The organism is Pseudomonas sp. IT-347P (genome assembly GCF_949768005.1).
GTDB lineage: Bacteria > Pseudomonadota > Gammaproteobacteria > Pseudomonadales > Pseudomonadaceae > Aquipseudomonas.
This window is the reverse complement of record NZ_CATKPQ010000033.1, coordinates 271,130-294,935: the sequence shown is the minus strand read 5'-3', so window position 1 is coordinate 294,935 and position 23,806 is coordinate 271,130. Positions and strand designations below refer to the sequence as shown.

The window sequence follows — 23,806 nt, the reverse complement described above, 5'->3', positions numbered from 1 at the left end:
GCGGCGTCAAGCCCCGGAATAGAGCCTTGGCACCCGACGCAGGTTGCAGAAGATCTGGTACGGAATGGTGTCCGCCCACTGCGCCACTTCGCTGGCGAGGATGTTTTTACCCCACAACTCGACGCTCGAACCGAGGCCGGCTTCCGGCACATCAGTGAGGTCGATGCAGAGCATGTCCATCGACACGCGACCGAGAATGCGGCTGCGTTTACCAGCCACCAGCACCGGCGTGCCGGTTGGGGCCTGACGCGGATAGCCATCGGCGTATCCCATGGCAACCACGCCGATACGCATCGGCTTGTCAGTAATGAATTTGGCGCCGTAGCCGATCGGCTCGCCGGCGGGCAGTTCACGGACGCAAATGACTTTCGACTCCAGAGTCATCACCGGTTGCAGGCGATCAGCCACGGCGTTGGCCTCTTCGAACGGGGTCGCGCCATAGAGCATGATGCCCGGGCGCACCCAGTCGCTGTGAATCTGCGGCCAACCGAGCACGGCCGGCGAGTTACGCAGGCTGACTTCGGCGGCAAGGCCCTGACGCGCTGCTTCGAACACCGCGACCTGCTCGGCGCTGCTCTGCTCGTGCAATTCATCGGCACGGGCGAAATGGCTCATTAACACGATCTTCGCCACTTTGCCGCTGGCCAGCAGACGCTGGTAGGCCCCCGGATAATCCTTCGGATGCAGGCCAACGCGATGCATGCCCGAATCAAGCTTGAGCCACACGGTGATCGGCTTGCTCAGGGTTGCCTGTTCGATCGCTTCGAGCTGCCACAGCGAATGCACTACGGTCCAGAAATCATGCTCGACGATCAGTGCCAGCTCATCGGCCTCGAAAATCCCTTCCAGCAACAACACTGGCCCACGAATACCAGCGGCGCGCAGCTCGAGCGCTTCCTCAATGCAGGCGACGGCAAAACCGTCGGCCTCGGCTTCCAGCGCCTGGGCGCAACGCACCGCGCCATGGCCATAGGCATCGGCCTTGATCACGGCAAGCGCCTTGGCGCCGGTGACTTCGCGAGCAATTCGGTAGTTGTGGCGCAGGGCTTCTAGGTCGATCAGGGCACGGGCAGGACGCATGGCGGCAGACTTCTAGGCGGTCATGGGAAATAAAAACCGGCGCCGACTGACGGTGAACCGCCAACAGCGCCGGGAGAGGGATCTTTACAACGGCTTACGGCAGCGCGGCGACGATAGAGATTTCTACCAGTATGCTCGGCTTGGCCATTTTCGCTTCGACGGTGGCGCGGGCCGGGGCAGCGCCTTTTGGCAGCCACTGATCCCACACCGAATTCATCCCGGCGAAATGCGCTTCGATGTCGTTCAAATAGATCGTCGCCGACAACAGGTGTTGTTTGTCAGTCCCGGCCAGATCGAGCAGGCGCTCGATATTGGCCAGCACGTCGCGGGTCTGCTGTTCAATCCCCGCATCGAAGTCGTCGCCGACCTGCCCGGCCAGATACACGGTGCCGTTGTGGCTGACGATCTGACTCATGCGCTCATTGGTGAGCTGGCGCTGGATTGACATGTTTTGCGGACTCCTGGGTTTTGTTGCCGTAACGGGAAATATCGAGGCCTTCGGCGCTGATCTGCGGTTTTTTCTTTGCCATCAGATCAGCGAGCAAACGACCGGAACCGCACGCCATGGTCCAGCCGAGCGTGCCGTGACCGGTGTTGAGGAACAGGTTCTTGAACGGCGTGGCGCCAACGATCGGCGTGCCGTCCGGCGTGGTCGGGCGCAGGCCGGTCCAGAAACTCGCCTCGGACAGATTGCCGCCCTGAGGATAAAGGTCGTTGACGATCATCTCCAGGGTTTCGCGGCGACGCGGGTTCAGCGACAGGTCAAAACCGGCGATCTCGGCCATGCCGCCAACGCGGATGCGGTTATCGAAACGGGTGATCGCGACCTTGTAGGTCTCGTCGAGAATGGTCGAGGTCGGGGCCATTGCCGGGTTGGTGATCGGCACGGTCAACGAGTAACCCTTCAACGGATAAACCGGGGCCTTGATGCCCAGCGGCTTGAGCAGTTGCGGCGAGTAGCTGCCGAGCGCCAGCACGTAGCGGTCAGCGGTTTCCAGCTTGCCGTCGATCCACACACCGTTGATGCGATCACCGGCGTAATCGAGTTTCTGAATGTCCTGGCCGAAACGGAATTCGACACCGAGCTTCACCGCCATTTCGGCGAGACGCGTGGTGAAGATCTGGCAGTCGCCAGTCTGATCATTCGGCAGGCGCAGGGCACCGGCGAGGATGTCAGTGACACCCGCCAACGCCGGTTCAACGCGGGCAATGCCGGCGCGGTCGAGGACTTCAAACGGCACGCCGGATTCTTTCAGCACGGCGATGTCTTTGGCGGCGTTATCCAGCTGCGCCTGGGTGCGGAACAACTGAGTCGTGCCGAGGCTGCGGCCTTCGTAGGCGATGCCGGTTTCAGCGCGCAGTTCGTCGAGGCAGTCGCGGCTGTACTCGGACAGACGCACCATGCGCTCCTTGTTCACCGCGTAGCGGCTGGCGGTGCAGTTGCGCAGCATCTGCGCCATCCACAAGTACTGGTCGATGTCGGCGGTGGCCTTGATCGCGAGAGGGGCGTGGCGTTGCAGCAGCCACTTGATTGCCTTGAGCGGTACGCCCGGCGCGGCCCATGGCGAGGCGTAGCCTGGCGAGACCTGGCCGGCGTTGGCGAAACTGGTCTCCATGGCCGCAGCAGGCTGCCGGTCGACCACCACCACTTCAAACCCGGCACGGGCCAGATAGTAAGCACTGGTGGTACCGATGACGCCGCTACCCAAGACCATTACGCGCATTTTGTATCCCTCATCGCGGCAGGGCCGCGTACGTCTGTTGTTAGAGCAATGATGCGCGCAGTGTAAAAAAGAAATGCCAGTGCTTTTCACTATATAAGCGCCTATATTTGGCGACAATTCTCGGCAAAAACCCTTTTCACGGAGGCGCATCCCCTATGCGTACCAACACTCAGACCAAACGTGAGCTGGACAAGATCGACCGCAACATCTTGCGCATCCTGCAGGCGGACGGGCGGATTTCCTTTACCGAACTCGGGGAAAAGGTCGGTCTGTCCACCACGCCCTGCACCGAGCGGGTGCGGCGTCTGGAGCGTGAGGGGATCATCATGGGCTACAACGCCCGGCTGAATCCGCAGCACTTGAAGGGTAGCTTGCTGGTGTTCGTCGAGATCAGCCTCGACTACAAGTCCGGCGACACGTTCGAGGAATTCCGCCGCGCGGTGCTGAAGTTGCCGCATGTGCTGGAATGTCATTTGGTGTCGGGGGATTTCGACTATCTGGTGAAGGCGCGGATTTCCGAGATGGCGTCGTACCGCAAGCTACTGGGCGACATTCTGTTGAAGCTGCCGCATGTGCGGGAGTCGAAGAGTTATATCGTGATGGAAGAAGTGAAGGAGAGCTTGAGCCTGCCGATTCCAGACTGAAGATTGCCGGGCCTGATCCGGCCCTATCGCGAGCAGGCTCACTCCTACAGTTGGAATGCGTTCCCCTGTAGGAGTGAGCCTGCTCGCGATGGCGTCAACTCGGTACCGAGTGAACGCGTTACACCAACACCTGCCGATTCGCCGCCATGTAATCGAATATCTGCTTCTCGACCCGCGGATGAATCAGCTCGACCGGCCGCCGCTCATTCGGGCAAGGCAAGGTCTTGGTCGTGCCGAACAACCGGCAAATCAACGGCCGCTCTTCATACACCGTGCAGCCATTCGGCCCCAGATGCACACAGTTGAGCTCTTGCATCGCTGCATCCTGCTCGGCGCGGGTCTTGCGCGGCAAACGCGCCATTTCCTCGGGCGAGGTGGTGACCGGGCCGCAGCAATCGTGACAGCCGGGCACACACTCGAACGAGGGAATCTGCTGACGCAAGGTACGGATTTTCTGGCTGTTGCAGCTCATTGCAGCGGTGACCGAGGAGGAAGAGGCGGCAATTGTGCCGCAAAAGCCGCGATCCAGGCACCACAGACCGACCAATGTTGCCCACGTTCGGGCGTGCGGCTTATGCTCCGTCAAATTTTCTCGACACTTAGCCGTTGGATGACGCCCATGACTGCCCGCGCCTATACCTCCGCGAGCCAACCCCACGTTGCCTCTTACTACGCCGCCAGCAGCCTGCCGCAGCCCGATCACCCGCTGCTGCAAGGCGAAGTGCTGGCCGATGTCTGCGTGGTCGGCGGCGGCTTTTCCGGGTTGAACACGGCGCTGGAACTGGCTGAACGCGGCCTCAGCGTGGTGTTGCTGGAAGCACACAAGATCGGCTGGGGCGCCAGCGGCCGCAACGGCGGGCAATTGATTCGCGGGGTCGGACACGGTCTTGATCAGTTCGCCAACGTCATCGGCGCCGACGGCGTGCGCGAGATGAAACGGATGGGCCTGGAAGCGGTGGAAATCGTTCGCCAGCGCGTCGAGCGTTTTCAGATCGCCTGTGATTTGACCTGGGGCTACTGCGACCTCGCCAACAAACCGTCCGACCTCGAAGGCTTTGCCGAAGACGCCGAAGAATTGCGTGGCCTCGGTTATCGCTACGAAACCCGCTTGCTGCAAGCCGACGAGATGCACACGGTGGTCGGCTCCACACGCTACGTTGGCGGCTTGATCGACATGGGCTCCGGTCATCTGCATCCGCTGAACCTGGCCTTGGGTGAGGCCGCAGCGGCACAACAATCGGGTGTGAAGCTGTTCGAACATTCGGCAGTTACCCGTATCGACTACGGCCCGGAAGTGAAGGTACACACGGAGCAAGGCTCGGTACGGGCAAAAACGCTGGTGCTCGGCTGCAACGCCTATCTCAACGACCTGAACCCGCAACTCAGCGGCAAAGTCCTGCCCGCCGGCAGCTACATCATCGCCACTGAACCGTTGAGCGAAGAACAGGCGCATAACCTGCTGCCGCAAAACATGGCGGTCTGCGACCAGCGTGTGGCGCTGGATTACTACCGACTCTCGGCGGATCGGCGCTTGTTGTTTGGCGGTGCCTGCCATTATTCGGGGCGTGATCCGAAAGACATCGCCGCGTACATGCAACCGAAGATGCTCGAGGTGTTTCCGCAACTGGCCGGGGTGAAGATCGATTATCAGTGGGGTGGCATGATCGGTATCGGCGCCAACCGCTTGCCGCAGATTGGCCGGCTCAATGATCAGCCGAACGTGTATTACGCCCAGGCCTACTCAGGCCACGGCGTGAATGCCACGCACCTGGCGGGCAAGTTGCTGGCCGAGGCGATCAGCGGGCAGCACAGCGGAGGCTTTGATCTGTTTGCCAAGGTGCCACACATCACCTTCCCGGGCGGCAAGCATTTGCGCTCGCCGTTGTTGGCGTTGGGGATGTTGTGGCACCGGATGAAAGAGTTGGTCTGACAGCTTTTCAGCGACCCTAAGAACGCCTTCGCGAGCAAGCTCGCTCCCACATTAATCTTCAGTGGATACAAGTTTCCCATCCACCATAGATCCCCTGTGGGAGCGAGCTTGCTCGCGAAAGGGCCGGCAAGAACAATACAGATCTCAGATCCGCCAGAACGGTTTCAACCCCTCCTCCTGCGCCTGCTCACGGGTCAGCCCGATGTCCTTGAGCTGATCCGCCGTCAGTACCAGCAACGCCTTGCGCGTGTGCAGACGATGCCAGAACAGACCCCAGCGACTCAGGCCGGACGGTGCATTACGCAACATCTCATTGCGTGCACTGTCCCTCCGCCCTGCCGCCAGTTCCTGACTGTGTAACGTCAGCCGCACATCGCTCAAGCCGTTCATTTTCGTTGCTCCTGTTTACTTGGGTAGCCAGAGATTCCATGATGCGCGGGCGAGCAAAACCGTTACAGATTCAAAGCAACTGTATTAACTCCATACAGATTTGCCGCCCTGAAGACTGAATTGTCGATTTCTGCCGCATCTGTACTGGTTTATCGAATCACCGCACCGAGGCAGCGCCATGACCCTTTATGTAAATCTCGCCGAATTGCTCGGCACGCGCATCGAAAACGGCTTCTATCGCCCGGGTGACCGGCTGCCCTCGGTGCGCGCCTTGAGCGTCGAACACGGGGTCAGCCTGAGCACCGTGCAGCAGGCCTATCGCATGCTCGAGGACAGTGGCCTGGCCACGCCGAAACCCAAGTCCGGCTACTTTGTGCCGGTCGGCCGCGAACTGCCGGAGCTGCCCGCCGTCGGCCGTCCGGCCCAACGGCCGGTGGAGATTTCGCAGTGGGATCAGGTGCTGGAGTTGATTCGCGCGGTGCCGCGCAAGGATGTCGTGCAACTGGGTCGCGGCATGCCCGACATCAGCTCGCCGACGATGAAACCACTGTTGCGCGGTTTGGCGCGGATCAGCCGCCGTCAGGACATGCCCGGCCTGTATTACGACAACATCCACGGCACCCTCGAACTGCGCGAACAGATCGCCCGACTGATGCTCGACTCCGGCTGCCAGTTGAGCGCCAGCGATCTGGTGATCACCACCGGTTGCCATGAAGCGCTGTCCACCAGCATCCACGCGATCTGCGAGCCGGGCGACATCGTCGCGGTGGATTCACCGAGCTTTCACGGCGCCATGCAGACCCTCAAAGGCCTGGGCATGAAAGCCCTGGAAATACCCACTGACCCACTCACAGGGATCAGCCTCGAAGCGCTGGAACTGGCGCTGGAACAATGGCCGATCAAGGTCATCCAGCTCACGCCCAACTGCAACAACCCGCTCGGCTACATCATGCCGGAGTCACGCAAACGCGCCCTGCTCAACCTCGCGCAGCGTTTCGACGTGGCGATCATCGAGGACGATGTGTACGGCGAACTGTCCTATACCTACCCGCGCCCGCGCACGATCAAATCCTTCGATGAGGACGGCCGCGTGCTGCTGTGCAGTTCGTTTTCCAAGACCCTGGCGCCGGGGCTGCGCATTGGCTGGGTCGCCCCGGGCAGGTACCTCGAGCGGGTGCTGCACATGAAATACATCAGCACCGGCTCGACCGCGCCGCAGCCACAGATCGCCATCGCCGAATTTCTCAAGGCCGGCCATTTCGAACCGCATTTGCGCCGTATGCGCACGCAGTACCAGCGCAGTCGCGACCTGATGATCGACTGGGTGACCCGCTATTTCCCGGCGGGCACCCGCGCCAGCCGACCGCAAGGCAGCTTCATGTTGTGGGTCGAATTACCGGAAGGTTTCGACACCCTGAAACTGAATCGTGAGTTGCACGACCAGGGCGTACAGATCGCCGTCGGCAGCATCTTTTCCGCCTCGGGCAAATACCGCAATTGCCTGCGGATGAACTACGCTGCCAAACCGACAGCGCAGATCGAAGAGGCCGTGCGCAAGGTCGGCGCGACGGCTATCAGATTATTGGCCGAAGCCGACTGACTTTTTTCCAGAGAACCGCGTCCATATGCCGACCCTTGCCGCCAACCGGAATGATCCTACGTGAGCTTCAGACAGCCCCTACTCGCTTTGCTGTTACTCGCCTCGTTTCTGAGCGGCTGTTCCAGTCTCGATATTCCGCGTGAGCCCAGTCAGGCGTTGCCAGCGTCCGACTCCAGCTTCGGTCGCTCGATTCAGGCGCAAGCGGCGCCCTACCAGGGCCGCTCGGGTTTTCGCCTGCTGTCCAACAGCAGCGAAGCATTCACCGCTCGCGCCGAGCTGATCCGCAACGCCCAGACCAGTCTTGATCTGCAGTACTACATCGTTCACGACGGCATCAGTACGCGAATGCTGGTAGAGGAACTGCTCAAGGCGGCCGACCGTGGTGTGCGCGTGCGCATTCTGCTCGATGACACCACCAGTGATGGTCTGGACCAGATCATCGCCACACTGGCAGCTCATCCGCAGATCCAGATCCGCCTGTTCAACCCGCTGCACCTGGGCCGCAGCACCGGCGTCACCCGCGCGGCGGGCCGCTTGTTCAACCTGTCGCTGCAACACCGGCGCATGCACAACAAGCTGTGGCTGGCGGACAACAGCGTGGCCATCGTTGGCGGGCGCAATTTGGGAGATGAATATTTCGACGCCGAGCCGAACCTGAATTTCACCGACATCGACATGCTCAGCGTCGGGCCGGTGGCCGAACAGCTCGGGCACAGTTTTGACCAATACTGGAACAGCGCGCTGAGCAAACCGATCGACGAATTCCTCTCCAGCCAACCGACCGCCAAGGACCTGGAGAACACCCGCACGCGTCTTGAAGAATCGCTGGAGGAAACCCGCAAGCAGAATCACGCGCTGTACCAGCAGTTGATGACGTTCAAGACCGCGCCGCGCATGGACATCTGGCGCAAGGAGCTGATCTGGGCGTGGAATCAGGCGTTGTGGGATGCGCCGAGCAAGGTGCTGGCCAAGGGTGAGCCGGATCCGCAATTGCTGCTGACCACGCAGTTGGCGCCCGAACTCACTGGCGTCAACAAAGAACTGATCATGATCTCCGCATACTTTGTACCGGGGCAGCCAGGGCTGGTGTATCTGACCGGGCGCGCCGATGCGGGGGTGTCTGTCAGTCTGCTGACCAACTCACTGGAAGCGACGGACGTGCCAGCGGTGCACGGAGGCTATGCGCCGTATCGCAAGGCGCTGCTGGAGCATGGGGTAAAACTCTATGAACTGCGACGCCAGCCTGGAGACGGTGGCGGTAGCGGCCCGCATGTTTTCTATAGCAAGTCGTTTCGCGGCTCCGATTCAAGCCTGCACAGCAAAGCGATGATCTTTGATCGGCAGAAATCGTTTATCGGCTCATTCAACTTCGACCCGCGCTCGGTACTGTGGAACACCGAAGTCGGGGTCTTGGTCGACAGCCCCGAACTGGCTGAGCATGTGCGCGAACTGGCCTTGCAAGGTATGGCGCCGGCGTTGAGTTATCAGGCGAAACTGCAAGATGGCCAGATCGTCTGGGTCACCGAGGACAATGGCCAGATGCATACGCTGAACAAAGAACCGGGAAGTTGGTGGCGGCGCTTCAATGCGTGGTTCAGCACCACGGTCGGCCTTGAGCGGATGCTTTGAAAAGCAAAAGATCTCAGGCAGGCTCAGTAACTGCGCCAAACGCACCCTGGCGCAGAAGCAGCAGCACCAACCCGAACGCTCCAACCGCCATCAACAGCGGCAACGCATGCCCGCTGATCCACTGGCTGCCCGCCCCCGCCATCAAAGGCCCGATCAGACAGCCAACCCCCCACAGCTGCGCAATATGGGCATTGGCGCGCACCAGCGCATCGTCGCGATAACGCTCGCCGATCAGGATCAGTGACAGGGTAAACAGCCCGCCGGCGCTGGCACCGAACAGCACCCACAGCGGCCAGATCAACAGCGTGTCGATCAACATTGGAATCGCCAGGCTCGACAGCATCAGGATCACTGCGCACCCGGTGAACAGTGTGCGTCGCGACAGGTAATCCGCCAACGCGCCAATCGGCAATTGCAGCAGCGCATCGCCCACCACCACGGTACTGACCATCGCCAGCGCGATCTCGGCAGTGAAGCCCTGTTGCAGGCAATACACCGGCAACAGCGTCAGGATCATCGCCTCGAATGCGGCGAACAACGACACCGCCCAGGCAATCGCCGGCAACTCACGGGCAAAGCCCCACAATTCGCGGAACGTTACGCTGTTGGCCTCACTGCTCGGCGCACCGCTGCGGCCCAGCAACAGCAATGGCGCCAGCAACAGCAACGCAACGCCGACCCAGAAGCCGTAATCCTGCTCGGTGCCCAGCGCGCCCAACAGCAACGGACCCGACAGTTGGCTCAACGCATAGCTGCTGCCATACAGCGCCACCAATCGCCCGCGCCAGTTCTCGACCACCAGTTGATTGATCCAGCTCTCGCCGAGAATGAACACGATGGTCAGGATCACCCCGATCATCAGCCGTAACACCAGCCATATCGGGTAGCTCGGCAGCAGCGCCAACAGACCGATCGATAACGCCCCCGCCCACAGGCACAGGCGCATCAGATTTGCCGTACCGAAGCGCGCCGCCAGATGGCTGGAAATCTTCGCGCCCAACAACACGCCAATCGCCGGCATCGCCGCCATCACACCAATGGCGAAGGAGCCATAGCCCCAACTCTCCAGGCGCAACGACACCAACGGCATGCTGACCCCCAGGGCCAGGCCGACACTCAGGACAGACGCCAACACGGCGAAATACGTCGCCCACCGCATGTTCCACGCTCCTGTGGATAATTATTATGTGCACCACAAAACCACTGTGGGAGCGAGCTTGCTCGCGAAAGCGGTTTCACATTCAGCACATGGGCTGACTGATACACCGCCTTCGCGAGCAAGCTCGCTCCCACAGGGGATCTCTGTCTGGTTTGGGAGCCTGATTGAATCAGGTTCCCCTCAGCGGCTTACAGCTTGATCCACGTCGCTTTCAGCTCGGTGTACTTGTCGAACGCATGCAGCGATTTATCGCGGCCATTACCCGACTGCTTGAAGCCGCCGAACGGCGCAGTCATGTCACCACCATCGTACTGGTTGACCCACACGCTGCCGGCACGCAGTGCCTTGGCGGTCAGGTGCGCTTTGGAGATGTCCTGGGTCCACACGGCGGCGGCCAGGCCGTACGGCGTGTCGTTGGCGATCTGAATGGCTTCTTCAGCCGTATCGAAAGCAATGACCGACAGTACCGGGCCGAAGATCTCTTCCTGAGCGATCTTCATCGCGTTGCTCACGCCGTCGAAAATCGTCGGTTCAACGTAAGTGCCACCGGTTTCCTGCAGAATGCGTTTACCGCCAGCCACCAGTTTGGCGCCATCGGTGTGACCGGATTCGATGTACGACAGCACCGTGTTCATCTGCTGGGTATCCACCAACGCGCCGACGTTGGTCGCCGGATCCAGCGGATTGCCCGGCTTCCAGGTTTTCAGCGCCTCGATCACCATCGGCAGGAATTTATCCTTGATCGAACGCTCGACCAGCAGACGCGAACCGGCGGTGCAGACTTCGCCCTGGTTGAAGGCGATGGCGCTCGCGGCGGACTCGGCGGCGGCTTGCAGGTCAGGAGCATCGGCAAAGACGATGTTCGGGCTCTTGCCGCCAGCTTCCAGCCAGACACGCTTCATGTTCGATTCGCCGGAGTAGATCATCAATTGCTTGGCGATCTTGGTCGAACCGGTGAACACCAGTGTGTCGACATCGTTGTGCAGCGCCAGCGCCTTGCCGACGGTGTGACCGTAGCCCGGCAGCACGTTGAGCACGCCTTTCGGAATACCGGCCTCAACGGCCAGGGCAGCGATGCGGATGGCGGTCAGCGGGGATTTTTCCGACGGTTTGAGGATCACCGAGTTACCGGTCGACAGCGCCGGGCCGAGTTTCCAGCACGCCATCATCAAAGGGAAGTTCCACGGCACGATGGCACCGACCACGCCCACTGGCTCGCGGGTCACCAGACCCAGTTGGTCGTGCGGTGTGGCCGCCACTTCGTCGTAGATCTTGTCGATCGCTTCACCGCTCCAGCTCAGCGCCTGCGCCGCGCCCGGAACGTCGATGTACAGCGAATCGCTGATCGGCTTGCCCATGTCGAGGGTTTCGAGCAGGGCCAGTTCTTCGGCGTGCTGCTTGAGCAGGCCGGCAAAACGGATCATGGTGGCTTTGCGTTTGGTCGGCGCCAGGCGCGACCAGACGCCGGAATTGAACGTAGCGCGGGCGTTTTCCACGGCGCGCTGGGCGTCGGCGGCGTCACAGCTGGCAATCTTGCCGAGCAGACGGCCATCGACCGGGCTGATGCACTCGAAGGTCTCGCCGGAGACGGCGTCGGTGTATTCGCCATTGAGGTAGGCGCGGCCTTCGATTTTCAGGTCGCGGGCGCGTTGTTCCCAGTCGGCACGAGTCAGGGTGGTCATTTGAGTGTCCTCCTCTTGTTCAATACGAGCGCCGCGCGATCGTCGCCAGCGTCCTCAAAAATTCTGCCCGGCCAGCCTGCATTTCGGCCCATGGCACCCGCCACCCTAAACCAGCCACCGGGGTTGTTTCAATATATTTGACATAAGCCGGTTATACGGCCTTGCGGTGTTCATTTTAATAAACATAGACTTCGGCCCATTCCAGTCAACGCGCCGTCATCACGGGAGAAAACAACAATGAACATCCAGAACGTCGTCGACATCAGCCTGACCAGTAGCGAAGCCGAACGCTATCGCCCGGACGCGGCCAAAGTGCTCAAGGGTGATCCTGAACAAGCGGTGTTTCATCAATACGACAGCCCTTGTGGGCAGATGGGCGTCGGCGTGTGGGAAGGTGCGGTGGGTCAGTGGACGGTGAATTACACCGAGCATGAATACTGCGAAATTCTGCAGGGGGTTTCGGTGCTGCGTGACAGCGATGGCAATGCCAAGACGTTACGCGTTGGCGACCGCTTTGTGATTCCGGCGGGGTTTCGCGGCACCTGGGAAGTGCTGGAGGCTTGCCGCAAGATCTATGTGATCTTCGAACAGAAAAGCTGATCCGACACACACGGTGACGAAGCTGGGTAAGACATATCCAGCAGGTTTGAGTGAAACTTCGGCTGGGCGCTTAGGAATCGAGAAAAGATCAGTCAAACCAGGAGGTTAGTCTGATTCGATGAATAGGTGCCTCAACTCAAACCAACGCAAGGAGGCACAATGTCCAGCCAATGCAATCTCAACAACGCTAAATTCTTCCTCAACGATGTTGCTACTACTGACAACCTGCTCGCTGTGCGCAACGCAGCCGGGGTCACAAAGCACCGCCTTGAGGTGCCGGACGGCATGTACAACCTGCGCACTGATGCGGACCGCATCAGAGTCCTGGTCAACGAAAAAAACGAGATCATTGAACTGATCTGTGGTTGATCGAACAGGCTTCAAGGCAACAAAAAAGGCCCGTATCGTGAGATACGGGCCTTTTTCGTAAGTCCGGAAAAATCAATTACTTGATTTTGCCTTCCTTGTAGATCACGTGCTTGCGAACAACCGGATCATATTTCTTGATCTCGATTTTGTCCGGGGTAGTACGCTTGTTCTTGTCGGTAGTGTAGAAGTGACCAGTACCGGCGCTCGAGATCAAACGAATCAATTCACGCATGATTAGCTCCCTTAAATCTTGCCATCGCGGCGAAGTTCGGCGAGCACGACAGTGATGCCACGCTTGTCGATGATACGCATGCCTTTGGCAGATACGCGCAGACGCACAAAACGTTTCTCTTCTTCAACCCAGAAGCGGTGATGCTGCAGGTTCGGCAGGAAACGACGACGGGTTTTGTTGTTTGCGTGGGAAATGTTATTCCCAGTCACCGGACCCTTACCGGTAACTTGACATACTCTCGACATGCCTCAGCCCTCTAAAACCACATGCCCAACCCGGCATGGGTTGGCCGCTTAATCTCTCAGTCATTTGGCGCCAGGCGCCGCGTTTCTTTAGAGGTCTTACCGGCTACACCTACAGTGAAGGAACCGGGCCCCTAGAAAAGAGCGCTGCTTTATACCAGAAAGACTTCCGAGCAACAACAATCGGTGTGCAATCAATCGGCAAAAAGGCGCTTTTTTGCCCCGCGAACGCTTTGGATAAAGGCCGGCATCGATTTTTACCACTCGTCGCAGAAAATCACCCTCGCAGGCGATTCAGACTTTTCGCGGAGCCTCGCACTGTAAAAAACCGTCATCACTGTGCCCGGAAAATGCAAAAAGGGGATAGTCATTTGTAATCCAGACCTCTAGGGTAGGCCTTTTCCAGACTGCACTTGCAGATGGGCCTTCGATCTGTAAAAGGAAACCGACCATGCGCCTCGCTGCCCTACCCCTGTTGCTCGCCCCGCTCCTGCTGAGTCCCCTGGCCCAGGCCGCCGCGCTGAGCGTCTGCACCGAGGCCAGCCCTGAAGGGTTCGACGTGGTGCAGTACAACTCGCTGACCACCACCAACGCCTCGGCCGACGTGCTGATGAACCGTCTGGTGGATTTCGACACCGCCAGCGGCAAAGTCGTGCCAAGCCTGGCCGACAGCTGGGAAGTCAGCACCGATGGCCTGACGTATGTTTTCAAGCTACACCCGCAGGTGAAGTTTCATACGACTGATTACTTCAAGCCGAGCCGTGAGCTGAGCGCCGAAGACGTCAAATTCAGCTTCGACCGCATGCTCGACCCGGCCAACCCGTGGCACAAGGTCGCCCAGAGCGGCTTCCCGCACGCGCAATCAATGCAGTTGCCAGCGCTGATCAAGAAGATCGATGCGCTTGATCCGCTGACCGTGCGGTTCACCCTTGATCACCCGGATTCGACGTTCCTGGCAACCCTGAGTATGGGCTTCGCCTCGATCTACTCTGCCGAATACGCCGACAAACTGATGAAAGCCAATGCCACGGACAAGCTCAACAGCCAGCCGATCGGCACCGGCCCGTTCGTGTTCAACCGTTTCCAGAAAGACGCGGCGATACGCTACAAGGCCAACCCGGATTATTTCGGCGGCAAGCCTTCGGTGGATCCGTTGATCTTCGCCATTACGCCGGACGCCAACGTGCGCCTGCAAAAGCTGCGGCGTAACGAATGTCAGATCGCCCTGTCACCGAAGCCACTCGACGTACAAGCCGCGCTGAAAGAACCGACGCTGAAAGTCGAAAAGACTGACGCATTCATGACTGCTTTCGTCGGCATCAACAGCCAGCACCCGCCGCTGGACAAGCCGGAAGTGCGCCAGGCCATCAACCTCGCCTTCGACAAGGCCAACTACATCAAGGCGGTGTTCGAAGACACTGCCGAAGCGGCCAATGGCCCTTACCCACCGAACACCTGGAGTTACGCGAAAAACCTGCCGGGTTACCCGCACGACGTGGCCAAAGCCAAGACGTTGATGGCCAAGGCCGGCTTAAAAGACGGCTTCCAGACCACCATCTGGACGCGCCCTTCGGGCAGCCTGCTCAACCCGAATCCAAGCCTCGGTGCGCAGTTGTTGCAATCGGATCTGGCGGAAATCGGCATTCAGGCAGAAATCCGCGTGATCGAATGGGGCGAACTGATTCGTCGTGCCAAAGCGGGCGAGCATGATCTGCTGTTCATGGGCTGGGCCGGCGATAACGGCGATCCGGACAACTTCCTCACACCGCAATTTTCCTGCGCTGCGGTCAAGTCCGGCACCAACTTCGCCCGCTACTGCAACGCCGATCTGGACAAGCTGATCAGCGCCGGCAAGACCACCAGCGAGCAAGGCGTGCGCACTAAGCTGTATGAGCAGGCGCAGACGCAGATTCAGCAGCAGGCGTTGTGGCTGCCGCTGGCGCATCCGACTGCTTACGCGCTGACGCGCAAGGATGTTCAGGGGTATTCGGTAAGCCCGTTCGGGCGGCAGGACTACTCCAGGGTCAACCTGAAATAACCTGACTTACACATAACTTGTAGGAGTGAGCCTGCTCGCGATAGCAATCTTCCAGCCACCAAATAAGTTGACTGAAATGACGCCATCGCGAGCAGGCTCGCTCCCACAAGGGTTCAGGGTTTGTTCTTGAGAGTTACATCCAGCCACACTCCGCCATCGACAGCGGTTCACCGTCACCAATGATGAAGTGGTCAAGCACGCGCACATCAATCAGCTCCAAGGCTTTCTGCAATCGCTTGGTCAGCAGCCGATCAGCCTGGCTGGGGTCAGTGTTGCCCGACGGGTGGTTGTGGCACAGGATCACCGCCGCCGCGTTGTTCGCCAAAGCGCGTTTCACGACTTCTCGCGGATGCACGCTGGTGTTGTCGATCGAGCCGCGAAACAGCGCCTCGAAATTCAGCACCTGATGTTTCGAGTCGAGAAACAGACAGCCGAACACTTCATGTGGCTCATGGCGCAGCATGGCTTTGAGGTAATCGCGCACCACCTGGGGATTCTCCAGCGCCGGCTTCTTGCGCATTCGCTCGGCCAAATGTCGCCGCGCCATTTCCAGCACCGCTTGCAGCTGGGCGTATTTTGCCGGCCCCAGGCCCAGTTCCCGACTGAACGCTGCAAGGTCAGCTTCGAGCAGGACACGCAGGCTGCCGAACTGATTCAGAAGATGTCGCGCCAGATCCACCGCGCTTTTGCCGGAGACCCCGGTGCGCAGAAAAATTGCCAGCAATTCGGCATCGGAAAGGCTTCCCGAGCCCTGTTCAAGTAGCTTCTCCCGCGGCCGTTCCGCCGCAGGCCAATCGCGAATACTCATAGCACTTCCCTGTCTGTGGGCGCCGCTGTTCCGTAGCGGTCGCTGTGATATCGTAGCCCATCTTTTTTGCGGGCGAATTCATCCTGGGGAGGGGGGTTCGCCACGTATGTCACCCACGAAATGAAAGGCAGACCTATGCAGCGGCTGTATCGGAAACGCATCGTTCTGGGCGTCGGCGGCGGCATCGCGGCCTACAAGAGCGCCGACCTGGTTCGTCGCCTGATCGACCAGGGCGCTGAAGTACGCGTGGTCATGACCCATGGCGGCGCCGAGTTCATCACCCCACTGACCATGCAAGCGCTGTCCGGCCACCCGGTCCACCTCGACTTGCTCGACCCGGCTGCCGAAGCCGCGATGGGCCACATCGAACTGGCCAAGTGGGCCGATCTGGTGTTGATCGCTCCAGCCACCGCCGACCTGATCGCCCGCCTGGCCCAAGGCATCGCCAACGATTTGCTGACCACTCTGGTTCTCGCTACTGACGCCGTTGTGGCTGTCGCGCCGGCAATGAATCAGGCGATGTGGCGCGATCCGGCGACCCAGGCCAACCTGCAACTTCTGGAAAGCCGAGGCCTGAAGGCTTTCGGCCCGGCCTCGGGCAGCCAGGCCTGCGGCGACGTCGGCATGGGCCGCATGATGGAAGCCACCGACCTCGCACAGTGCGCGGCGGACTGCTTCCAGCGTCAGGCGCTGACTGGCAAGCATGTTGTCATCACCGCCGGCCCGACCCAGGAAAACATCGACCCGGTGCGCTACATCACCAACCACAGCTCCGGAAAAATGGGCTTCGCCCTTGCCGAAGCGGCCGTGGAAGCCGGCGCTCGCGTCACGCTGATCAGCGGCCCGGTACATCTGCCGACGCCGGATCGCGTTACACGCATCGATGTGGTCAGTGCCCGGGACATGCTCGCGGCCTGTGAGTCGGCCATTCCGTGCGATGTGCTCATCGCCTCGGCAGCGGTCGCGGACTACCGTCCGGAAGTCGTTGCCCCGCAAAAACTCAAGAAAGATCCTACGAGCGGCGACGGCTTCGTCCTGCAAATGGTGCGTAACCCGGACATCCTGGCCACCATCGCGACCCGTCCCGACCGTCCGTTCAGTGTCGGCTTCGCCGCCGAAACCGAACATCTGCTCGACTACGCTGCGCGCAAGCTGAAGGACAAGAATCTCGACTTGATCGTCGCCAACGACGTCGCCAATCCGAGCATCGGTTTCAACAGCGAAGAAAACGCCTGCAGCGTAATTGACCGTGCGCTGCACGCCACGGTTTTCGCCCAGACCAGCAAGAGCAAGATCGCTCGCCAACTGGTCACTTTTATCGCCGAACGTCTGAACCAGGTTTAATTTACATGCACGCTTTGCAAGCCAAGATCCTCGACCCACGCATCGGCACCGATTTTCCGCTGCCGCAATACGCCACCCCGGGTTCCGCCGGCCTCGACCTGCGCGCCATGCTGGATCAGGACATCGTGATCAAACCGGGTGAAACCGTGCTGATCCCCACCGGTCTGTCGGTGTATATCGGCGATCCGAACCTCGCCGCGCTGATCCTGCCGCGCTCGGGCATGGGCCATAAGTACGGTATCGTGCTGGGCAACCTCGTCGGCCTGATCGACTCGGATTACCAGGGCCCGCTGATGGTGTCGTGCTGGAACCGTGGTCAGACCGATTTCACCATGACCGTCGGCGAGCGTCTGGCACAGCTGGTGCTGGTGCCGGTGGTGCAGGCGCACTTTGAAATGGTTGAAGAGTTCGTCGAAACCGAACGCGGCACCGGCGGCTTCGGCCACACCGGCACCAAATAACCGGATAACACCCTGTAGCAGCTGCCGCAGGCTGCGACCCTTTGATCTTGCTTGTAAAAATCAAAGTCAAAAGATCGCAACCTGCGGCAGCTCCTACAGGGGAAATTTGTGCATTTTCAGCAGCAGGTTTAACACCGTAAATCAAGGTTTTGCCGGCCGAACGCCACGCCCGCCGAGGCATCATGGCCCTTTCATACCACGAACTCTCTGTGGAAAACGCCGTCATACCCTTCAGTTTGAGCCTGCCGTCGAACGATTCGTCGGTCTGTCCCACCACTTTCGAGATGGAGCATTTCCGCAGATGAGCACCCCAGCCAAGATTGCCCCGAAGCTGCCCGACAGCATTTTCCGCGCCTATGACATTCGCGGCACCGTGCCGGAATTCCTCAATGCCGAAACCGCGTACTGGATTGGCCGCGCCATCGGTTCGCAGAGCCTGGCCCAAGGCGAGCCGAATGTTTCCGTCGGCCGCGATGGCCGCTTGTCCGGTCCTGAGCTGGTCGCAGAACTGATCCGCGGCATTGCTGAAAGCGGCTGCCACGTCAGCGATGTGGGTCTGGTGCCGACGCCGGCGTTGTACTACGCCGCCAACGTGCTGGCCGGCAAGTCCGGGGTGATGCTCACCGGCAGCCACAACCCGTCGAACTACAACGGTTTCAAGATCGTCATCGCCGGCGACACCCTCGCCAACGAACAGATCCAGGCCCTGCATGAGCGCCTCAAGAGCAACAACTTGAGCAGCGGCGCGGGCAGCGTCACCCAAGTTGAAATTCTCGACCGCTACAACACCGAAATCGTCCAGGACATCAAACTGGCCCGTCGCCTGAAAGTCGTGGTCGACTGCGGCAACGGCGCGGCCGGCGTGATCGCACCGCATTTGATCGAAGCACTGAATTGCGAAGTCATCCCGCTGTTCTGCGAAGTCGACGGCAACTTCCCGAACCATCACCCGGATCCGGGCAAGCCTGAGAACCTCGTCGACCTGATTGCCAAGGTCAAGGAAACCAACGCCGATATCGGCCTGGCGTTCGACGGCGACGGCGACCGTGTCGGTGTGGTGACCAATACTGGCAGCATCGTTTACCCCGATCGTCTGCTGATGCTGTTCGCACGTGACGTGGTGGCGCGCAACCCGGACGCGGAAATCATCTTCGACGTCAAATGCACCCGCCGCCTGGTGCCGCTGATCAAGGAATACGGCGGTCGGCCGCTAATGTGGAAGACCGGTCACTCGTTGATCAAAAAGAAAATGAAACAATCCGGTGCGTTACTGGCCGGTGAAATGAGCGGGCACATCTTCTTCAAGGAACGTTGGTTCGGTTTCGACGATGGCATCTACAGCGCCGCACGCCTGCTGGAGATCCTCAGCAAGGAAAAATCCACTGCGGAAGAGCTGTTTGCGACCTTCCCGAACGATATTTCTACGCCGGAAATCAATATCCATGTGACCGAAGAGAGCAAATTCAGCATCATTGATGCACTGCACGACGCGCAGTGGGGCGCAGGCGCTGACCTGACCACCATTGACGGCGTGCGAGTCGACTACGCCAAAGGCTGGGGCCTGGTACGCGCGTCCAACACCACACCGGTGCTGGTGCTGCGCTTCGAGGCCGATGACGAGGCAGAACTTGCGCGTATCAAGGATGTGTTCCACACCCAATTGAAACGCGTTGCACCTGATCTCCAACTACCGTTCTGATCCACCCGGAGCCCTGAATGACCCTCGAACGCGATGCCGCCGCCAACACTGCCAAGGTCTTGTCCGAAGCACTGCCTTACATCCGACGTTATGTCGGCAAGACCCTGGTAATCAAATACGGCGGCAACGCGATGGAAAGCGAGGAGCTGAAAACCGGCTTCGCGCGCGACATCGTGCTGATGAAAGCCGTGGGTATCAATCCGGTGGTCGTGCACGGTGGCGGCCCGCAGATCGGTGATCTGCTCAAGCGTCTGTCGATCGAAAGCCACTTCGTCGATGGCATGCGCGTCACCGACGCGGCAACCATGGACGTGGTGGAAATGGTCCTCGGCGGCCAGGTCAACAAAAGCATCGTCAACCTGATCAACCGTCATGGCGGCAGCGCTATCGGCCTGACCGGTAAAGACGCCGGGCTGATTCGTGCGAAGAAGCTCACCGTCACTCGCCAGACCCCGGAGATGACCCAGCCGGAAATCATCGACATCGGTCACGTTGGCGAAGTCGTCGGGATCAACACCGAACTGCTGAACCTGCTGGTCAAAGGCAATTTCATTCCGGTGATCGCACCGATCGGTGTGGGTGAAAACGGCGAGTCGTACAACATCAACGCGGATCTGGTGGCGGGTAAAGTCGCCGAAGCGCTGAAAGCCGAGAAACTGATGCTGCTGACCAACATCGCTGGCCTGATGGACAAATCGGGCACCGTGTTGACCGGTCTGAGCACGCAGCAGGTCGACGATCTGATCGCCGACGGCACGATCTATGGCGGCATGCTGCCGAAGATTCGTTGCGCCCTGGAAGCGGTTCAGGGCGGCGTTGGCAGTTCGTTGATCATCGATGGTCGTGTACCCAATGCGATTCTGCTGGAAATCTTCACCGACACCGGTGTGGGTACGCTGATCAGCAACCGCAAGCGTCCGTAAGCAGTAACGCAAACAAAAAGACCCCGCTCAGTCTGGCTGAGCGGGGTCTTTTTTTGCCCTGCAATCCCTGTGGGAGCGAGCCTGTTCACGAACGCGGTGTTTGCATCACATCAATGTTGAATGTGAAGGCCTCGTCGCGAGCAGGCTCGCTCCCACAGTGCTCTGCGGTTAAACGCCGAACTGCGCGCGGTAGGCTTCCACGGCTGGCAGGTGTTGCTTGAGCTGCGGATCATCGGCAAGGAATTCCAGCACCTGGTTCAGCGAAACAATGCTGATCACCGGAATGCCGAAGTCGCGCTCTACTTCCTGGATGGCCGACAACTCACCGTTGCCACGCTCCTGACGGTTCAGGGCGATCAGCACGCCGGCCGCCCTGGCGCCGTCCTGCGACGCGATGATCTGCATCACTTCGCGGATGGCCGTACCGGCAGTGATCACGTCGTCGATGATCAGCACATCGCCGGTCAACGGTGCGCCAACCAGGCTGCCGCCTTCGCCGTGGGCCTTGGCCTCCTTGCGGTTGAAGCACCATGGCAGGTCACGATTGTGGTGCTCGGCCAGCGCGACGGCTGTGGTCGCCGCCAGCGGGATGCCTTTGTAGGCCGGACCAAACAGAACGTCGAAGGGAATGCCGCTTTCGGCAATGGCTGCCGCGTAGAAACGCCCCAACTGCGCCAGGGCCGAACCCGAGTTGAACAGGCCGGCGTTGAAGAAGTAAGGACTGGTGCGCCCGGACTTCAGGGTGAACTCACCGAAGCGCAAAACGCCGCGATCGATGGCAAAACGAATGAAATCGCGCTGATACGCTTGCATGAAAAAAACCCCAAATACCACGGATTTAGCTAATTAGCTTGACGCCGTGTATCATACACGCACGCGATTTTTGGGGCCATTTATGCGGATCATCAGTGTGAACGTCAATGGTATTCAGGCTGCAGTCGAGCGTGGTTTGCTCAGTTGGCTGCAAGCACAGAATGCCGACGTCATCTGCCTGCAGGACACCCGTGCCTCCGCCTTTGAACTGGATGACCCAGCCTTCCAACTGGATGGCTACTTCCTTTATGCCTGCGATGCTGAAGTCCCTGCCCAAGGTGGCGTGGCTTTGTATTCGCGGTTGCAACCGAAGGCTGTCATCAGCGGTCTCGGTTTCGAGACGGCCGACCGCTACGGGCGCTACCTGCAAGCAGATTTCGACAAAGTCAGTATTGCCACCTTGCTGCTTCCTTCGGGGATGAACGGCGATGAAGACTTGAACCAGAAGTTCAAGCTCATGGACGACTTCGGCAAGTACCTGGACAAGCAGCGGCGCAAACGTCGCGAGTACATTTATTGTGGCTCGCTGTACGTGGCGCAGCAGAAGCTCGACATCAAGAACTGGCGCGACAGCCAGCAATCCCCGGGCTTCCTGGCGCCAGAACGCGCCTGGATGGACGAGATTGTCGGCAACATGGGTTACGTCGACGCTTTGCGCGAAGTCAGCCGTGAAGGCGACCAGTACAGCTGGTGGCCGGATAACGAACAGGCCGAGATGCTCAATCTGGGCTGGCGTTTCGATTACCAGATCCTGACCCCGGGCCTGCGACGCTTCGTGCGCAGTGCGCGCCTGCCACGTCAGCCACGGTTCTCGCAGCATGCGCCGCTGATCGTCGACTACGACTGGACGCTGACCATCTAAGCGTCGTTTCGCAGTACAAAAAATGCCCATATCGCAAGATACGGGCATTTTTTATGCGTCACTTCCAGACAGGATCGAATTCAGACTGCCGCGAAGAACGGTAAGGCCAAATACAGCTTGATCACGATGACATTGATAATGTCGATGAAGAACGCTCCGACCATCGGCACCACCAGAAACGCGATCTGCGAGGGGCCGTAGCGCTGCGTCACGGCCTGCATGTTGGCAATGGCAGTCGGCGTGGCGCCTAGGCCAAAACCGCAATGCCCCGCCGCCAGCACGGCAGCATCATAGTTGCAGCCCATCACCCGGAATGTCACGAAAATCGCGAACAGCGCCATGATCATGGCCTGCATCGCAAGAATGATGAAGATCGGCAACGCGAGCGCGGCCAGATCCCACAACTTGAGCGACATCAGGGCGATCGCCAGAAACAGCGAAAGGCTGACATTGCCCAGCACCGAGACTTCACGCTCAAACACCTGATACAAGCCCAACGCGGAAAGACCGTTGCGCAGCACCACGCCTACAAACAGGACACACACGAACGTCGGCAACTCGAATGCAGTCCCTTGCAGCAGGCCATTCAACAGATTGCCCGCCAACAGGCTGACTGCAATCAGCGCCAGAGTTTCGACGAACGAAAATGGCGTGATCGAGCGCTCCTTGTTCGGCTGCTCAAAACCTTTTGGCAATCGTGGCGCATCCAGTTGCTGGCCGCTGGGCACCTTCACTCGCTTGATGAGCAAACGCGCGACCGGCCCGCCGATCAAACCACCCAGTACCAGACCAAACGTCGCAGAGGCCATCGCCAATTCGGAAGCAGAGGCCAGACCATACTTCTCACTGAATACGGTGCCCCACGCAGCACCGGTACCGTGACCACCCGCCAGGGTGATCGAGCCGGTCAGCAACCCCATCAAAGGGTCGAGTCCGAGCATTTTTGCCAGGCCAATACCCATCGCATTCTGCACCACCAGCAGCCCGGTAACCGCCAGCAGAAATATTCCTACTATCCGGCCACCTTTCTTCAGGCTGGCAAAGTCTGCGCTCAAACCAATAGTGGCAAAAAAAGCCAGCATCAAAGGTGTCTGAAGGGAAGTATCAAAGCGAACTTCAATATCGAATGCTCGTAGCAGCAATAAGATCAGGGCAACTACCAGGCCACCTGCTACAGGTTCGGGGATATTGTAACTGCGCATGAAACCAACACGCCTGACTAACCCGCGTCCGAGTAGAAGAACTAAGGAAGCGGCCACAAGTGTTCCGTAAAAATCGAGCTGAATCATTGGGATTATTCTTGGCTATATATTCAGAGGCAAACTGTGCACCTGCATTTACCTCATGAACCGGCTGACTGTCTCAACAATGATTACTGTGGAATTCAAGAGCCTTCGATGGCTTGAATATATCTTAATATTTCAAGAGAAATATTAGCCGGGCAACTTTAACAATCCCGCACTGTGATTCCAAGGATATACATCATTACCAAAGCAGTGCAGTTGTGACGAAAAGTGTAATCAGACCAGCGATATAATCTGTTACTTACTACTCATCGCAGTCAGATTATTCCTACA

23 protein-coding genes and 1 pseudogene are annotated in these 23,806 nt (G+C 59.4%); 12 read left to right on the top strand and 12 right to left on the bottom strand.

All coding sequences use genetic code 11. The features are described 5' to 3' along the window. Positions 1–6: 6 nt before the first annotated feature. From alr to dadA, 3 genes are all read right to left on the bottom strand, one after another. Positions 7–1,080, bottom strand: a complete 1,074-nt coding sequence (gene alr, locus ACM6IV_RS14120; RefSeq protein ID WP_414870454.1) for an alanine racemase — start codon at positions 1,078–1,080, stop codon at positions 7–9. A 94-nt stretch (positions 1,081–1,174) separates the two neighbouring features. Beyond that, complete coding sequence (locus ACM6IV_RS14115; RefSeq protein ID WP_034152045.1) at positions 1,175–1,528, bottom strand: RidA family protein; 354 nt, start codon at positions 1,526–1,528, stop codon at positions 1,175–1,177. Beyond that, positions 1,500–2,804 carry a D-amino acid dehydrogenase gene (gene dadA / locus ACM6IV_RS14110; protein ID WP_414870453.1) on the bottom strand — a complete coding sequence of 435 codons (1,305 nt, stop codon included), beginning with the start codon at positions 2,802–2,804 and terminating at the stop codon, positions 1,500–1,502. Before dadA ends, ACM6IV_RS14115 begins: the two co-directional genes overlap by 29 nt. 155 nt (positions 2,805–2,959) lie before the next feature. Here dadA and ACM6IV_RS14105 point away from each other — a divergent pair, with 155 nt between their 5' ends. Next, positions 2,960–3,448, top strand: coding sequence for an Lrp/AsnC ligand binding domain-containing protein (locus ACM6IV_RS14105; protein WP_003177284.1), 489 nt, complete (start codon positions 2,960–2,962; stop codon positions 3,446–3,448). Positions 3,449–3,566: 118 nt separating this feature from the next. On the opposite strand, the gene ACM6IV_RS14100 is transcribed toward ACM6IV_RS14105, so the two are convergent. Then, a complete protein-coding gene (locus tag ACM6IV_RS14100) occupies positions 3,567–3,920 on the bottom strand; it encodes a YkgJ family cysteine cluster protein (protein ID WP_414870452.1) in 354 nt (117 codons plus the stop codon). 147 nt (positions 3,921–4,067) lie between these two features. Between ACM6IV_RS14100 and ACM6IV_RS14095 the strand changes: the two genes are divergently transcribed. Further along, positions 4,068–5,378, top strand: coding sequence for an NAD(P)/FAD-dependent oxidoreductase (locus ACM6IV_RS14095; protein ID WP_414870451.1), 1,311 nt, complete (start codon positions 4,068–4,070; stop codon positions 5,376–5,378). Between the two features lie 144 nt (positions 5,379–5,522). On the opposite strand, the gene ACM6IV_RS14090 is transcribed toward ACM6IV_RS14095, so the two are convergent. Further along, positions 5,523–5,768 carry a DUF1127 domain-containing protein gene (locus ACM6IV_RS14090; RefSeq protein WP_414870450.1) on the bottom strand — a complete coding sequence of 82 codons (246 nt, stop codon included), beginning with the start codon at positions 5,766–5,768 and terminating at the stop codon, positions 5,523–5,525. A 178-nt stretch (positions 5,769–5,946) separates the two neighbouring features. Here ACM6IV_RS14090 and ACM6IV_RS14085 point away from each other — a divergent pair, with 178 nt between their 5' ends. After that, entirely contained in the window at positions 5,947–7,368 is a 1,422-nt protein-coding gene (locus tag ACM6IV_RS14085) for a PLP-dependent aminotransferase family protein (protein WP_250605680.1), read from the top strand. Positions 7,369–7,428: 60 nt separating this feature from the next. Then, the gene (locus tag ACM6IV_RS14080; protein ID WP_414870449.1) at positions 7,429–8,997 is read left to right on the top strand and encodes a phospholipase D family protein; all 1,569 of its coding nucleotides are present in this window, start codon (positions 7,429–7,431) and stop codon (positions 8,995–8,997) included. A 13-nt stretch (positions 8,998–9,010) separates the two neighbouring features. Here the strand turns inward: ACM6IV_RS14080 and ACM6IV_RS14075 are convergent, their stop codons facing one another. Next, positions 9,011–10,156 carry an MFS transporter gene (locus ACM6IV_RS14075; protein WP_414870448.1) on the bottom strand — a complete coding sequence of 382 codons (1,146 nt, stop codon included), beginning with the start codon at positions 10,154–10,156 and terminating at the stop codon, positions 9,011–9,013. 188 nt (positions 10,157–10,344) lie between these two features. Beyond that, the gene (locus tag ACM6IV_RS14070) at positions 10,345–11,838 is read right to left on the bottom strand and encodes an aldehyde dehydrogenase (RefSeq protein ID WP_122596715.1); all 1,494 of its coding nucleotides are present in this window, start codon (positions 11,836–11,838) and stop codon (positions 10,345–10,347) included. Positions 11,839–12,075: 237 nt separating this feature from the next. On the opposite strand from ACM6IV_RS14070, the gene ACM6IV_RS14065 reads away from it, so the two are divergent. Beyond that, positions 12,076–12,438: a cupin domain-containing protein gene (locus tag ACM6IV_RS14065; RefSeq protein WP_414870447.1), complete on the top strand. Its 363-nt coding sequence runs from the start codon at positions 12,076–12,078 to the stop codon at positions 12,436–12,438. 159 nt (positions 12,439–12,597) lie between these two features. After that, a complete protein-coding gene (locus ACM6IV_RS14060; RefSeq protein WP_414870446.1) occupies positions 12,598–12,807 on the top strand; it encodes a hypothetical protein in 210 nt (69 codons plus the stop codon). 76 nt (positions 12,808–12,883) lie between these two features. Here ACM6IV_RS14060 and rpmG read toward each other — a convergent pair whose 3' ends face one another. Next, the gene (gene rpmG, locus ACM6IV_RS14055; protein WP_003177274.1) at positions 12,884–13,039 is read right to left on the bottom strand and encodes a 50S ribosomal protein L33; all 156 of its coding nucleotides are present in this window, start codon (positions 13,037–13,039) and stop codon (positions 12,884–12,886) included. Between the two features lie 11 nt (positions 13,040–13,050). Next, the gene (gene rpmB / locus ACM6IV_RS14050) at positions 13,051–13,284 is read right to left on the bottom strand and encodes a 50S ribosomal protein L28 (protein ID WP_007920377.1); all 234 of its coding nucleotides are present in this window, start codon (positions 13,282–13,284) and stop codon (positions 13,051–13,053) included. Positions 13,285–13,732: 448 nt separating this feature from the next. Between rpmB and ACM6IV_RS14045 the strand changes: the two genes are divergently transcribed. Next, positions 13,733–15,319 (top strand): ABC transporter substrate-binding protein, encoded by a 1,587-nt coding sequence (locus tag ACM6IV_RS14045; RefSeq protein ID WP_414870445.1) that lies wholly within the window; start codon positions 13,733–13,735, stop codon positions 15,317–15,319. Positions 15,320–15,452: 133 nt separating this feature from the next. Here ACM6IV_RS14045 and radC read toward each other — a convergent pair whose 3' ends face one another. Continuing rightward, positions 15,453–16,127, bottom strand: a complete 675-nt coding sequence (gene radC / locus ACM6IV_RS14040; protein ID WP_414870444.1) for a RadC family protein — start codon at positions 16,125–16,127, stop codon at positions 15,453–15,455. Between the two features lie 135 nt (positions 16,128–16,262). Between radC and coaBC the strand changes: the two genes are divergently transcribed. The 4 genes and pseudogenes from coaBC (at position 16,263) to argB (ending at position 20,554) form a co-directional block, all read left to right on the top strand. Next, positions 16,263–17,471, top strand: coding sequence for a bifunctional phosphopantothenoylcysteine decarboxylase/phosphopantothenate--cysteine ligase CoaBC (gene coaBC, locus ACM6IV_RS14035; protein ID WP_414870757.1), 1,209 nt, complete (start codon positions 16,263–16,265; stop codon positions 17,469–17,471). Between the two features lie 5 nt (positions 17,472–17,476). Then, positions 17,477–17,932 (top strand): dUTP diphosphatase, encoded by a 456-nt coding sequence (gene dut, locus ACM6IV_RS14030; RefSeq protein WP_414870443.1) that lies wholly within the window; start codon positions 17,477–17,479, stop codon positions 17,930–17,932. A gap of 295 nt (positions 17,933–18,227) precedes the next feature. Beyond that, positions 18,228–19,631, top strand: a pseudogene (locus ACM6IV_RS14025) (phosphomannomutase/phosphoglucomutase); the annotation flags it as partial. 17 nt (positions 19,632–19,648) lie between these two features. Further along, positions 19,649–20,554, top strand: coding sequence for an acetylglutamate kinase (gene argB / locus ACM6IV_RS14020; RefSeq protein WP_007954443.1), 906 nt, complete (start codon positions 19,649–19,651; stop codon positions 20,552–20,554). 168 nt (positions 20,555–20,722) lie between these two features. On the opposite strand, the gene pyrE is transcribed toward argB, so the two are convergent. Next, entirely contained in the window at positions 20,723–21,367 is a 645-nt protein-coding gene (pyrE, locus tag ACM6IV_RS14015) for an orotate phosphoribosyltransferase (protein ID WP_414870442.1), read from the bottom strand. 82 nt (positions 21,368–21,449) lie between these two features. Between pyrE and ACM6IV_RS14010 the strand changes: the two genes are divergently transcribed. After that, positions 21,450–22,229, top strand: coding sequence for an exodeoxyribonuclease III (locus ACM6IV_RS14010; protein ID WP_007920349.1), 780 nt, complete (start codon positions 21,450–21,452; stop codon positions 22,227–22,229). Positions 22,230–22,309: 80 nt separating this feature from the next. Here the strand turns inward: ACM6IV_RS14010 and gltS are convergent, their stop codons facing one another. Then, complete coding sequence (gene gltS / locus ACM6IV_RS14005; protein WP_414870441.1) at positions 22,310–23,518, bottom strand: sodium/glutamate symporter; 1,209 nt, start codon at positions 23,516–23,518, stop codon at positions 22,310–22,312. Positions 23,519–23,806 lie beyond the last annotated feature (288 nt).